This window comes from Bradyrhizobium sp. 4, from assembly GCF_023100905.1.
Lineage (GTDB): Bacteria > Pseudomonadota > Alphaproteobacteria > Rhizobiales > Xanthobacteraceae > Bradyrhizobium.
Window position 1 is genome coordinate 6,765,649 of the sequence record NZ_CP064686.1, and the last position, 12,840, is coordinate 6,778,488.

Below are 12,840 nucleotides of genomic sequence, written 5' to 3' on the forward strand. Positions count from 1 at the left end.
CATCAACTCTCGAACGTGCGGAAGGAAATTCATCGGCCGCGACATGTCGTCCCGATCAGATGTCGCCCACCTTACGAGATCATCGCCTGGAAAACCGCCGCTCGCGCGCTTTGTAGAGATGATCGCTGATCAACTGCCTGAGCGCAGCCGGGTCGTCGAACTCGAGCTGGACGGCGAAAGCCTCGATGCCATCGGGCACGCCTTCGCGGCCGTGCAGACGCGCGAGATCCTTTTCCGTCGTCACCAGTGTTTGCTGCTCGCGCCGCGCTTCTGCGGCGAGGGCTGCGATCTCGTCGTTTGAAAACATGTGATGATCGGCGAAGGCGCGCGTGCGCGCGACCTCGATACCGCCCGCACGCAAGCTGCGGAAGAACCGTTCGGGATCGCCGATGCCGGCGAACGCGAACACCGGCTTGCCCAGCAGTCTTGCGATCGACCCGGCGTCCGGTTTCAGCCGCGCGCGCAGCTCCGGCTTGTTGCGCCTGGCAAGCTCGGCGGCGGCATCGTCGGCGGCGCGGCCGACGCCGATCACGACCAGCGCATCGGTGCGCGCGAGCTGCGCCTTCAGCGGCGCTCGCAGGGGACCGGCCGGAAACACCTTGCCGTTGCCGAGGCCGCGTTCGCTGTCGATCACGATCAGCGAGGTGTCCTTGAGAAGACGCGGATTCTGGAAGCCGTCGTCCATCAGGATCACGGTGGCGCCTTGCGACTTCGCCAGCGCGATGCCGTCGAGGCGGTCGCGCGCGACCGTGACAGGGACGTCGCGCGCCATCATCAGCGGCTCGTCGCCGACGTCGGACGCGGTGTGACGCATCCGGTCGACCATCACCGGACCCTTGAGGCTGCCGCCATAGCCGCGGCTGAGCACCACCGGCGTCTCGCCGAGCTCGCGCAAGAGCTTCGTCAGCGCCAGCACGGTCGGCGTCTTGCCGGCTCCGCCGACATGGTAGTTGCCGACGCAGATCACGGGGATGCCGGCGTCGACGCCCTCGCGCAGCATCCGCCGTTCCGTGATCGCGCCGTAGAGCGCACCCAGCGGCCCCAATGCGTACGATTCGAGCGAACGTGGCCGGTACCAGAAGGCCGGCTCACGCATTGGCGGCTCCCATCTCGATCCGCAACTGCAGAAGATAAGGCTCGAGCGCGGTCATGGTGCGGTTGAGCGCGCCGCCGAGATCCTCGACCACGCCGGCGCCCGACTGCTGGATCTTCCGGCGCAGGGCAGGATCGGCGAGCAGCTGGCCGAGCTGCTTGATCAGCAGCTCCTGCGTGTCGGCCCGGCGCGCGCCGCCGCTGTGATCGAGCGCCTCGTAGACGTCGGCGAAATTGAAGACGTGCGGACCATGGACGATGGCCGCGCCGAGCTTGATCGCCTCGATCGGATTCTGGCCGCCATGGTGGATCAGTGATCCGCCCATGAACACGATGTCGGAGAGGCGATAGAACAGGCCGAGCTCGCCCATGGTGTCGGCGACATAAACGTCGGTGGCCGCCGTCGGCAGCTCGTCGCGCGAGCGCAGGGCCGGCTTCAGGCCGGACGCCGTGATCAGGCCCGTGATCGAGGAGCCGCGATCCGGATGGCGCGGCACGATCACGGTCAGGAGCTGCGGGAAGAAACCGGCGAGGCTGCGATGCGCCGCCACCAGCATCTCCTCCTCGCCCGGATGGGTCGAGGCCGCGACGATGATCGGACGCCCGCGCGTCATCGCCAGCAGCCGTTCGAGCTTGGCGAGATCGGCCGGCGGAGCCGGCACGTCGAGCTTGAGATTGCCGGTGGTGACGACGTCGCGGCCGCCGAGCGCCGAGAAGCGCTCGGCATCGGTCTTCGACTGCGCCAGACAAATGTCGAACCGCGACAGCAGCGCCGAGATGGTGCCCTGCATGCGGCGCCAGCGCGGGAACGAGCGCGGCGACATCCGCCCGTTGATCAGCACCATCGGCACGCGGCGCGCGGCGCCGGCCAGGATCAGGTTCGGCCAGAGATCGGATTCGATGAACAGCGCCAGCGACGGCTTCCAATGGTCGAGGAAGCGCGCGACATAACGCGGGGAATCATACGGCACGTATTGATGGATGACGTCGGGCGGAAAGCGCTTTGCCACAATGGCAGCCGACGTGACGGTGCCCGAGGTGAGCAGAATGCGCAGGTTCAGATCGCGCAAGCGCTCGATCAGGGCCGCCGCGGCGAGGACCTCGCCGACGCTGGCGCCGTGAATCCAGACCAGCGGACCGTGCGGCCGCACGTCCCGGGACAGGCCCCGCCGTTCGCCGACGCGCGCGGGATCTTCCTTGCCCTGCTTCAGGCGCCGCTTGATCAGCACAGGCGCGAGCGGCACCAGGCCGCGCGCCAGGCGCCGGTACATCCGCAGCGTCAACGGCAGCGAGCCGGGCAGCGATTTAGGCATCTGCAGGTCCCGGCCGGCCGAGTTGCGCATAGGCGCGGCGGGTCGCCTCGTTCAAGGTCTCCTCCAACTCGAGCCGCAGCGCTTCCATGGTGGCGGCGTTCGCATCCGGCGGAACGTGGATTTCCTTGATGCCGACCAACGCGCCCCGCCCGAACGGCAGGTTGATGGTGGTGCGGTCCCAGTTCTGGAGCCGGACGAAGCGGCTGGTCGCCATCGCAAAAGGCATGATCGGCCGCCCCGATTCCCGTGCCAGCATGATGATGCCGAGCCCGGCCACGCGCGAGCGCTTGGGGACGTCGGCGGTCAGCGCGACATTACAACCGTCCTGGAGCGTCCGCACCATTTCCTTGAAGGCACCGACCCCGCCCTTGCGGTGAAACGCGCCGCCATGGTCGCCGGACCCGCGAATGGTGCCGATGCCGAGCCGCTCGGCGGCAATCGCGTTGAACTCGCCGTCGCGGTGACGGGAGATCAGGACCCTGGCCTTGTACCAGTCCTTGTTCTTGATGAAGGGGGTGAGGAAATGCTGGCCGTGCCAGAACGCGAAGATCGCCGGGATCTGCGGCTCGACGCGGTCATACACGTCGGGCGGATCGAACGTGAATGTGTTCGTCCGCCAGACCAGACGCAGATATTCGGCCGCCAGGATTCCGACGGCACGCTGGACGAAGCTGCTCCTCAGCGTATTGCGAAGCAGCTTTTTCAACGCGCCGGTTCTTGATTCGGGTCGAGCAGCCGGTGGAGATGGACGATGAAATAGCGCATCTGCGCGTTGTCGACCGTGCTCTGCGCCTTGGCGCGCCAGGCGGCGTGCGCGGTCGCATAGTTCGGATAGAGGCCGACGATCTCGACGTCGTCGAGGTTCTTGAAGGTGTTGTGCTCGAGATCGACGAGCTCGCCGCCGACGACGAGGTGGAGCAGTTGTTGCGGGGCACTATCTGGCATCGGTTCTGTTCCTAACGGGCTGCCCGGCAAAGCAGTGTTCGACAAGCACGAGAAAGCGCTTCACGGCAAGGGGCGGTTTCGAAAATGCGAGACAATGTTCGCATGACGATCGCGACCCGCTGCCACCAGCACCCCATGCGTGACTTGCCGGCGGTTATAGAGGATGGGATCTCCGGAGAGATCGCTCATCCTACCATCGGCTTCCTGCACGATCAAATCCGCCGCCGCAAGGTCCCAATCATGACTGTTGCCGCCCGCAAAAGCCGCATCCAGCGCGCCATGGGAGACCCGGCACAGACGCAGCGCGAGCGAACCGATTCGCGGATGCAGCTTGATCTCGCCCAGTGACGGCTTCAGGCGCTCAACAAGGGGCTTCGGACCCGCGACCCGCGAGAAGTCGAGCTCGGATCCCGCCGTCGCCCGCACCGGCACGTCGTTGAGGGTCGTGCCCTGGCCGCGGACGGCGAAGAAGAACTCACCGCTCGTCGGCGCGAACACGGCGGCGAGGACGGGGGCGGCATCCTCCACCAGCGCGACGCTGACGCACCATTCGTCATGGCCATTGAGGTAGTTGCGGGTGCCGTCGATGGGATCGACGATCCAGGTCAGCCGCCGCGACAGCCGCACCTCGTCGTCGGCGCTCTCCTCCGACAGCCAGCCATAGTCGGGCGTCGCCGCGCGCAGGCGTGCTTCCAGGAGATCGTTGACGGCAATGTCGGCTTCCGAGACCGGCGAGGACGCGCCCTTGGTCCACTTCTTCAGCTCGGTGCGGAACATCGACTGCGCGAGTGCGCCCGCCTCCCGCACCGTGTCTTGCAGCAGCGCCGCGTCGCGCGTCAGGATGGCTTCGCCTGTTGCGTTCGCGTCAACGTCCGCCAAGCGTCAAACCCTCGATGCGCACCGTCGGCGCATTGACGCCGTAGCGGAACTCGAGATTGTTCGCCGGCTGCATCGACTTGAAGATCTCGAACAGATGGCCGGCGATCGTCACCTCGCTCACGGGATAAGTGAGTTCGCCGTTCTCGATCCAGAAGCCGGAGGCGCCGCGACTGTAATCGCCGGTGACGCCGTTGACGCCCGAGCCGATCAAATCGGTGACGTAGAAACCCTGCTTGATGTCGGAGATCAGCTCGGCCGGCGTCGGCGTGCCGGGTTCAAGGTGCAGATTATACGGCCCCGGCGACGGCGAGGAGGAGACGCCGCGATGGGCGTGGCCGGTGGTGGTGAGACCGAGCTCACGCGCGGTGGCGCAATCGAGCAGCCACGTCGTCAACACGCCTTCGTCGATCAGCGCGATCTTCTTCACGGCAACGCCTTCGGCGTCGAACGTCTGCGAGCGCAGGCCGCGTTTGCGCAGGGGATCGTCGATGATGCGGATGTTCTTGGCGAACAGCTGCTGGCCGAGCTTGTCCTTCAGGAAGCTGGTCTTGCGCGCGATCGAAGCACCATTGATGGCGCCGACGACATGACCGACCAGCGAGCCCGCGACGCGCGGATCGAACACCACGGGCACCTTGCAGGTCTCGACCTTGCGCGGATTGAAGCGCGCCACGGTACGCTCGCCCGCGGAACGGCCGACGATCTCCGGCGACAAGAGGTCGGCACCATGCGGCGCCGAGGTGAAATCGTAGTCGCGCTCCATGCCGGTGCCGTCGCCGACAATGGCGGTGGCGGAGATGCCCTGGCTGGACCGCAGATAAGAGCCGTGGAAGCCGGTGCTGGTGACGAGCACCATGCCGCCCATGCCGGCGGAGGCCGAGGCGCCGCCGGATTTGGTCACGCCCTTCACTCCGAGCGCCGCAGCCTCGGCTTCGAGCGCGCGGCGCTCGAGTTCCGAGGTCGCGGGCACGTCGGGGTCGAGCAGATCGAGATCGGGGAAGTCGCGCGCGAGCAGTGCGGGATCGGCAAGGCCGACATATTTGTCGTCGGGTGCGACACGCGCCATCGCAACCGCTCGCTCGGCAAGCTTGGTCACGGCATCGCCGCTGGCGTCGTTGGTCGAGACCACCGCCTGGCGCCGGCCGACCAGCACGCGCAAGCCGACATCGTCACCCTCGGAACGTTCGGATTCCTCGACCCGGCCGTCGCGGACCTCGACGCCTTGCGAGACGCCGCGCACGGCGACCGCATCGGCCGCATCCGCGCCGGCGCGCCTGGCAGCCTCCACCAGCCGCTGCGCGAGATCGGAGAGCGCAGACTGGTCGAACAGGTCGCGACCGGCTGTGGACGAATCCTTGGGCGAAAGCGTCGAGCTTGGTGAAGGGTTCACAAACGAAATCCTGTTGGGGCGGGCTGCGGGACCGGAACCCACAGATGTGCCCTGATCGCGCGGACTTCAAGCATTTTCAGCCCACCAAAAGCTCAGATTCGCAGCTTGCGCGCAACGTCTCGTCAATCATGCGTGCCAAGGTCTTGTCAATCATGAGCGGCGGTGAGGTTGGATTAACCAGCCTTTTTAAGCGGTTTCGGAAAGGCTCGCGCTAAGGTCCTCGCATCGACCGGGAACATAATCCCGGCGGGGAGAACTAAAGCCGTGAGGCGTCAAACAGCAACAAGCGGGATCGCTCCCGCCGGGTCGAGCCGCTCCCTGCGGCTCGACCCCCTTTCCCTTCCGGTCCGCTTCGATGCGCATGATCCGCGCGCCGACGGTTATGTCCGGCAGATCGAGCTTCATCGCGAACGTGTCGTGCTGCGCCGTGCCGTCCGCGGCATGCAGATGGCGATCAACGTCCGCGTCAGCGACTTCATCGGCGTCGCGCTGCGCGGTAACGACGAGGCCCAGACCCTCGTCCTGGTGCATCGCGATCCCTCGCTCTCCATTCCGCTGCTGGTCAGCGCCGATGGCGACGAACTCGTTGAGGCCTGGGCGATCTGGAGCGAGCTGTTCGCGCTTCCGCAGCTGGACGAAGGCGCACGCAGGCCCGCGCCGCGCCGCCGCCGCGCCAACGCGATCCGCGACCGCCGTCCGAAATTTCTGATGCGCCGCCGCACCGGTGTCGCACGCGAGTTGTCGGTGCATCGCGATGAGCGCGAGATCATCGCGCGGAGTTAAGCCGCCCGCATCACCGCGTCGGCCAATAAGCCCGCAAACAACAACAGCCCCGCGTCGCGGTTCGAATAGAACAGGCGCTTGCAGAGTTCGCCGTCGCTGATATTCAGCCGCGCGATCTGCGAGGCCAGATGCACGGCGAAGGCTCCAAGACCGAGCCAAGCCGGCCAGCGCGCATCGCCCGACGCCAGCGCCACGCCGATCAGCAGCACCGCGAGGCCGTAGAACAGGATCAGCGCCTGGTGCGTATGCGCACCGAACAGGCGCGCGGTGGACTTGATGCCGATCAGCGCATCGTCCTCGGCGTCCTGATGCGCGTAGATCGTGTCATAGCCGATCACCCAGGAAATCGCGCCGGCATAGAGCACGAGCGCGGTGACGTCGATGCGCCCGAAGGTGACGGCAAATCCCATCAGGGCGCCCCAGGAGAACGCGAGCCCGAGCACGATCTGCGGCCACCAGGTGATGCGCTTCATGAACGGGTAGATCGCGACGATCAGCAATGAGGCGATGCCGGTCAGGATCGCGAAGCGGTTGAACTGCAGCAACACCACGAGCCCGATCAGCGCCTGCGCGACCATGAACGCCAGCGCCTGCTTCGCGCTCACCTGGCCCGACGGCAGCGGCCGCGAGCGGGTGCGCTCGACCTTGTCGTCGAGGTCACGGTCGGTGATGTCGTTCCAGGTACAGCCTGCCCCCCGCATCACGAAGGCGCCGATGAAGAACAGGACGATGGTGAGCGGCAGGCCGCGGACGTCATGCGCCATGCCGGCGGCGAGCGCCGCCGACCACCAGCACGGCATCAAGAGGAGCCAGGAGCCGATCGGACGATCGAAGCGGGACAAGCGCAGATAAGGCCGCGCCCATTGCGGTGCGCGCGTATCGACCCAGTTGCCGGTGGAATCGGCAACGCGGGCGGATGTGTCGCTCATCGGGTCAGGACGTTGCCGTTGAGTGTGTCGAAGGTGCTGCCGCCCTTCTTGCCCGCATTGGCCTCGGGCGCCGAGGCCGAACCCAGCACTTCGCTCAGCGACGGACCGGCCGGACCGCGCGGCTGGTTCTGCATCTGCTGCGCAACATTGCAGACCTTCGCCGCCATGGCCTCGGTGTTCTTGTGGCCGTCCTTCATCTGCGCGCCGACCTGCGCCGGAATCCCGCACTTCGAGGCGTTGGCCTCGATGTACTTGATCATCTTGGTCTCGGCCTGGCTGAAGTTGCGGATCAGCTTGCAGGCCTCGTCAGGCGGGGCGTGACGGTCGCTCGCGGCCTTGATCAGCTTGCCGCGCTTTTCGGCATCCTCGCGCAGAGGCATGAAGGCCTTCATGCAGTCCTCGCCGGGACCGGCTTGCGTCGGCGGGGCCGCGCTGAAGGCGCCGGCGCCACCGACGGGCGCGGCGCCGTTGACGGGGAAGGACGATTGCGGCGCGCCGCCGACGGAGGCGACGGGCGCCGACCCGTTCACGGGCGGAAACGCGGAACTGGTTGGGGCCTGGCCCGGCAGCGGCGCGGGGAAACCCTGCGCATAGGCACAAACGGCGCCCATCGTGACCATGGCGGCAGTGATCGGAACCATCAAATGACGGATCATCAAGGCAGTCTCTCCGGCAGGAGCTTGCGGGGTTCGGCGTCTTCCCAATTGAAGCGCAACCAGCGTGCTCGCGATTTTACGATTCCCGCCGGCCCTTAACAACCCGTTGAATAGGGCAGGAGCGCGGCGCGCCGACACACCATTTTGGCAAAATTTACCCCGAAAGTACTGCTTTCGGCTAAGAACGGCGCCAAATCGGACCTTTGAACCATGCCCTCCCACGATTTCCGCGGCCCTCGCCTGTTCGTCGATGCCCCCCTCGCCCAGGACGGCAGGATCGAGCTCGACCGCGACCAGAGCAATTATCTCGGCAATGTGCTGCGGCTTGCCGCCGGGGCCGAGGTCTTGGCGTTCAACGGCCGCGACGGCGAGTGGCAGGCCGCCATCGAAGGCCGCAAGCGGCCGGATGGCCTCGTCATCCTCCAGCAGACCCGGCCGCAGGACCGGCTGCCCGACCTCGCCTACGTCTTCGCCCCGCTCAAGCATGCCCGGCTCGACTACATGGTGCAGAAGGCCATCGAGATGGGGGCGGCCTCGCTTCGGCCGGTGCTGACCCGGTTCACCCAGGCTTCCCGCGTCAATACCGAGCGGATGCGCGCCAATGTCGTCGAGGCGGCCGAGCAATGCGGCATTCTCAGCATCGCCACCGTTGGCGAGCCGATGCCGCTGGAGCGCTTCCTCAGCCAGCGCGCCGCGGGCCGCCTGCTGATCTTCTGCGACGAGGCGGCGGAGCTCGAAAACCCCATTCAGAGCCTGCAAGGCGCAGACGCGGCGGCAGGCGTCGACGTGCTGATCGGCCCCGAAGGCGGCTTTGCCGATGAAGAGCGGGCGCTGCTGCTGCGGCAGCCGAAAATCCTGCGGCTGGCGCTGGGACCCCGGATCATGCGGGCCGACACGGCCGCAGTGGCCGCGCTGGCGCTGGTGCAGGCGGTGCTGGGCGACTGGGCTGGCGAACGCGGCTAAGGCACGTTGCTATTCGCCTCGTAGCGATCGGTTTAGGGTCTCCGAAGGCAACTCTCCGAAAGCCTCTCTGTAGCTCGCTGCGAACTCGCTGAGATGCCAGAAACCATGCGCAAGCGCACAGGACTTCACACTCCGGCCCGCTCGACCGGTGCGCAGTTGCTTGCGCACCGACCAGAGGCGTAAGACCCGGCTATAGCGATGTGGGCTCATGCCGCAGATGGCCCGTGTCGCACTCTGGAGAGTCCGGACCGACACGCCCGCCTGCTCCGCCAGTTCGGTCGTCTTGTGCCAGATCATCAGATCGCGCCGAATCAGTTTCTCCATATCAGCTACGATCCGGCGATAATGCTCGGCGGTGGATGAGACAGGTCCGCTTGCGACGCTGGACCAGATCGCCGCGTCCATCGTGCTGAGCAGTGACTGTTCGACAAATTTTTGCGAAGCTGGCTCGTTCAAGAAGTCTGGGTCATTTGCTGCGGTTTCAAGCGAGATCGAGATCAGACGGCGCAGCGAGGCAAGCACGTCCGGCGCCGGATTCAGCAAATGGCATCCATCGCCCAATTCAGGCAATGGCTCCCGCCCGGATGGACTGAAGTAGACCACTGCCAGCAGACGCCCCTCCGGCTCATGCACCAGGCAATCTGAATCACCTTTCAATACGAGGACAGAACCGCCCATCGATTGCCCGTTGATGCGGGCAGAGGTCACGTGATCCATCGGTACCGCCACTGCGGCAGCATTGGTGAACTGATAGCCTCGAATGATCCGGGGGAAGGTTTTCAACAGCGACAGGGTCAGGGTCGGCAAGGTGAGCCGGGCACGCATGATCGCTGTCACCCCGGCCGACAACGGCATGCTCGATGCGCCGGCGTATTTCTCGGTCTCGCCGAAATGATCGATGTCATACGAATTGAGCTCGAGCGCCGAGGACGGCTTGAGATCCTGGAACGACATCAAGCGATCCGCCGCTCTCTTTTGCATTCCCTCGCGAGCAGGGACTAGACGGCTTTGATCCATGTTCTGCTGCTTACTTGGCCTTCTTGGAAACGGCGATTTAGCGCCACGCAAATCATCCGGCCCGTTGACGCCGGCGCGCCGCAGTCGCGGAGCATTGAGATGGCATGAACGATCAGAAGGTCGAGTGGATCGAATTCGTCTTAGTGCCGGAACATGTCTCAGATCGAAAACAGCATATAGGCCAGCGTGTGTCGCGCGACCGGATACCATCGGTTGCGTTGCACATGAATCGGAAACCAACTCGCATTGTAAACGAAGGCTCTGCGAACGGATCGTCCCCCTACCCAAATTGAGTATGCTACCGGTGGAGCATTCTCAAACGGGCCGAGCAGCTCGCGGATGGGGGTGAGTCCGAAGGCGGCCGGAGCTTTCCGCCCCAGGCGACCCATTCCTCGTGGAGGCGCCCGGAGACGTCCTGGCCCGAAATGAATGAGGGTGAGGCCTCCCTACCTGTCCCGGTCGGGCGCAGCCTTCGGTATTATAATACCCCGAATCGATCCGAGACCTGATTTGGGCTTCGCCTCCTGTGATGACCGCGCCTCGCTCCGACGCTGTTAAGCGATTGATCCTTTGGAGGTCGAAACCGCTTTCGGGCCATGCTAAGGCCTGCGGCAATTCGCTCCCCTTGCTTGCCCTGCCCGGTTCCACCGGGACGATGGACCCCTGAGATGACCGCGACCGCCACCTCACATGCTGCCGGCTCCGCCGCCTGGGCGGATACGCTGCTGCTGTCGTTCGCGCAGGCCGGCTATGTCAGGGCCGAGCCCGCGATCCTGCAGCCGGCCGAACCGTTCCTGGATCTCTCCGGCGAGGACATCCGCAAGAGCCTGTACCTGACCACCGACCTCTCCGGCGAGGAGCTCTGCCTGCGTCCGGATCTGACCATTCCGGTGGCCCGCGATTACCTCAGCTCTGGCCGTGCCGGCCAGCCGGCCGGGTTCAGCTATCTCGGTTCGGTGTTCCGCTACCGCAATGGCCAGAGCAGCGAATTCCTGCAGGCCGGCATCGAATCGTTCGGCCGTCAGGACCGCGCCGCAGCCGACGCCGAGATGCTGGCGCTGGCGCTGGAGGCGACCGCCGCGTTCGGCGTCCGCGACGTCGAGATTCGCACCGGCGACGTGGCGCTGTTCAACGCGCTGCTCGACGCGCTCGACCTCTATCCGGTCTGGCGCCGCCGCCTGGTCAAGGATTTCAACCGCAAGATCAGCCTGGAGCAGGATCTGGAGCGGCTGGCGGCCGCGACCACCGCGACCCGCAGCGAATATGAGGGCGTGCTCGCGGCGCTCGCCGGCTCCGACCGCAAGGCGGCACTCGCTTTCGTCACCGATCTGATGTCGATCGCCGGCACCACCAATGTCGGCGGCCGCACCACCGCCGAGATTGCCGACCGCTTCCTCGAGCAGTCGACGCTGAAGGGCGGCGCGCTGCCGCGCGAGGCCATCGCCGTGCTCAAGCGTTTCCTGTCGATATCGGGTAACCCCGACGACGCCGTCGCCGAGCTGCGCGCGCTCACCAATGATGCAAAGCTCGACCTCAGTGCTGCGATCGACCAGTTCGAAAGCCGGGTCGGCTTCATGGCCGCGCGCGGCATCGATGTGAAGGGGACGCGGTTTTCGACCGCGTTCGGGCGCGGGCTCGACTACTACACCGGCTTCGAATTCGAGCTGCATCACCGCGGCAACGGCGCCGAGCCGCTGGTTGCCGGCGGCCGCTATGACGGGCTGATGACCCAGCTTGGATCGGCCGAGCCGATCCCGGCGGTCGGTTTCTCGGTCTGGGTGGATGCGCTGACCCGGATCGGCCGCAAGGTGGGAGCTTAAGTCATGAGCGCGCCATTCGTTCTGGCCGTTCCCTCCAAGGGCCGCCTGCAGGAAAACACCGAGGCCTTCTTCGCCCGCGCCGGGCTGAAGCTGTCGAAGGCGGGCGGCGCCCGCGACTATCGCGGCACGCTCGCGGGCCTCGACAATGTCGAGGTCGCCTATCTCTCGGCGAGCGAAATCGCCTCGCAACTGTCCCGCGGCTCGGCGCATCTCGGCGTCACCGGCGAGGATCTGGTGCGCGAGACCATCGCGGACGCCGACAAGCGCGTCTCCCTGATCGAAGGCCTCGGCTTCGGCTATGCCGACGTCGTCGTCGCGGTGCCGCAGGCGTGGATCGACGTCCGCACCATGGCCGACCTCGACGACGTCACCACCGGCTTCCGCGAGCAGCATCACATGCGCATGCGGGTCGCGACCAAGTTCATCAACCTCGCCCGCGCCTTCTTCCAGAGCCAGGGCATCACCGATTACCGCATCGTCGAAAGCACGGGCGCGACCGAAGGCGCGCCGGCCGCCGGCAGCGCCGAGTTGATCGTCGACATCACCACGACCGGCGCGACCCTCGCCGCCAACGGATTGCGGGTGCTCGACGACGGCGTGATCCTGCGCAGCCAGGCCAATCTGGTCGCCTCAAGAGACGCCGATTGGTCGCCGAAGGCGCGGGAGACCGCGCGAATCATCCTCGATCACATCGCGGCGCGGGCGCGGGCCAACAAATACCGCGAAGTCCGCACCCGCTTCCGCCAGTGCGACGCGGCCATGCTCACAGAGGCCCACGAGCGCTTCGGCGTCGAAGCCGCGTTCGGCGGGCCGACCTCGTCGGGCATGCTCACACTGCACTGCCCGCCGGGCCAGCTCTATGCACTCGCGAGCTTCCTGCGCACCCATGGCGCCGAGACCGTCTCGGTGGTTTCGCTGGATTATGTTTTCGACCGGGACAACCCGCTGTTCGCCAGGCTCGAGGCGTTCCTGCGGCAGTGAGCCCAAAGTTTGTTGAGCAATTCCGTTCAGCGTAGCGACAGCAAACGGCAGCTACCATATGCTGTTGAGATG

13 protein-coding genes are annotated in these 12,840 nt (G+C 66.0%); 4 read left to right on the forward strand and 9 right to left on the reverse strand.

Going from position 1 to position 12,840, the window contains the following annotated elements:
* Positions 1–79 precede the first annotated feature (79 nt).
* From lpxK to IVB45_RS32410, 6 genes are read right to left on the reverse strand one after another with little or no spacing between them, the layout of a single operon-like run.
* Positions 80–1,096 carry a tetraacyldisaccharide 4'-kinase gene (gene lpxK / locus IVB45_RS32385; RefSeq protein ID WP_247357940.1) on the reverse strand — a complete coding sequence of 339 codons (1,017 nt, stop codon included), beginning with the start codon at positions 1,094–1,096 and terminating at the stop codon, positions 80–82.
* Entirely contained in the window at positions 1,089–2,435 is a 1,347-nt protein-coding gene (locus IVB45_RS32390) for a 3-deoxy-D-manno-octulosonic acid transferase (protein ID WP_247357939.1), read from the reverse strand. Before IVB45_RS32390 ends, lpxK begins: the two co-directional genes overlap by 8 nt.
* A complete protein-coding gene (locus tag IVB45_RS32395) occupies positions 2,398–3,111 on the reverse strand; it encodes a lysophospholipid acyltransferase family protein (RefSeq protein WP_247357938.1) in 714 nt (237 codons plus the stop codon). Before IVB45_RS32395 ends, IVB45_RS32390 begins: the two co-directional genes overlap by 38 nt.
* Positions 3,108–3,350, reverse strand: a complete 243-nt coding sequence (locus IVB45_RS32400) for a DUF4170 domain-containing protein (RefSeq protein ID WP_007596929.1) — start codon at positions 3,348–3,350, stop codon at positions 3,108–3,110. Before IVB45_RS32400 ends, IVB45_RS32395 begins: the two co-directional genes overlap by 4 nt.
* A gap of 60 nt (positions 3,351–3,410) precedes the next feature.
* Complete coding sequence (locus IVB45_RS32405; RefSeq protein ID WP_247357937.1) at positions 3,411–4,229, reverse strand: 3'(2'),5'-bisphosphate nucleotidase CysQ; 819 nt, start codon at positions 4,227–4,229, stop codon at positions 3,411–3,413.
* Positions 4,216–5,619 (reverse strand): TldD/PmbA family protein, encoded by a 1,404-nt coding sequence (locus tag IVB45_RS32410; protein WP_247357936.1) that lies wholly within the window; start codon positions 5,617–5,619, stop codon positions 4,216–4,218. The genes IVB45_RS32405 and IVB45_RS32410 overlap by 14 nt, the downstream gene beginning before the upstream one ends.
* A 264-nt stretch (positions 5,620–5,883) precedes the next feature.
* Here IVB45_RS32410 and IVB45_RS32415 point away from each other — a divergent pair, with 264 nt between their 5' ends.
* The gene (locus IVB45_RS32415) at positions 5,884–6,402 is read left to right on the forward strand and encodes a DUF6101 family protein (protein ID WP_247357935.1); all 519 of its coding nucleotides are present in this window, start codon (positions 5,884–5,886) and stop codon (positions 6,400–6,402) included.
* Here IVB45_RS32415 and ubiA read toward each other — a convergent pair.
* Both ubiA and IVB45_RS32425 read right to left on the reverse strand, forming a co-directional pair.
* Complete coding sequence (ubiA, locus tag IVB45_RS32420) at positions 6,399–7,331, reverse strand: 4-hydroxybenzoate octaprenyltransferase (RefSeq protein ID WP_247357934.1); 933 nt, start codon at positions 7,329–7,331, stop codon at positions 6,399–6,401. The genes IVB45_RS32415 and ubiA overlap by 4 nt on opposite strands.
* Complete coding sequence (locus IVB45_RS32425; protein ID WP_247284634.1) at positions 7,328–7,987, reverse strand: hypothetical protein; 660 nt, start codon at positions 7,985–7,987, stop codon at positions 7,328–7,330. The genes ubiA and IVB45_RS32425 overlap by 4 nt, the downstream gene beginning before the upstream one ends.
* Before the next feature lie 210 nt (positions 7,988–8,197).
* On the opposite strand from IVB45_RS32425, the gene IVB45_RS32430 reads away from it, so the two are divergent.
* Positions 8,198–8,950 carry a 16S rRNA (uracil(1498)-N(3))-methyltransferase gene (locus IVB45_RS32430; RefSeq protein WP_247357933.1) on the forward strand — a complete coding sequence of 251 codons (753 nt, stop codon included), beginning with the start codon at positions 8,198–8,200 and terminating at the stop codon, positions 8,948–8,950.
* Positions 8,951–8,959: 9 nt separating this feature from the next.
* Here the strand turns inward: IVB45_RS32430 and IVB45_RS32435 are convergent, their stop codons facing one another.
* Positions 8,960–9,904 carry a helix-turn-helix domain-containing protein gene (locus IVB45_RS32435; RefSeq protein ID WP_035961012.1) on the reverse strand — a complete coding sequence of 315 codons (945 nt, stop codon included), beginning with the start codon at positions 9,902–9,904 and terminating at the stop codon, positions 8,960–8,962.
* 731 nt (positions 9,905–10,635) lie between these two features.
* Here IVB45_RS32435 and IVB45_RS32440 point away from each other — a divergent pair.
* Together IVB45_RS32440 and hisG are read left to right on the forward strand one after the other, a co-directional pair.
* A complete protein-coding gene (locus tag IVB45_RS32440; RefSeq protein WP_247357932.1) occupies positions 10,636–11,787 on the forward strand; it encodes an ATP phosphoribosyltransferase regulatory subunit in 1,152 nt (383 codons plus the stop codon).
* Between the two features lie 3 nt (positions 11,788–11,790).
* A complete protein-coding gene (hisG, locus tag IVB45_RS32445) occupies positions 11,791–12,768 on the forward strand; it encodes an ATP phosphoribosyltransferase (RefSeq protein WP_247357931.1) in 978 nt (325 codons plus the stop codon).
* Positions 12,769–12,840 lie beyond the last annotated feature (72 nt).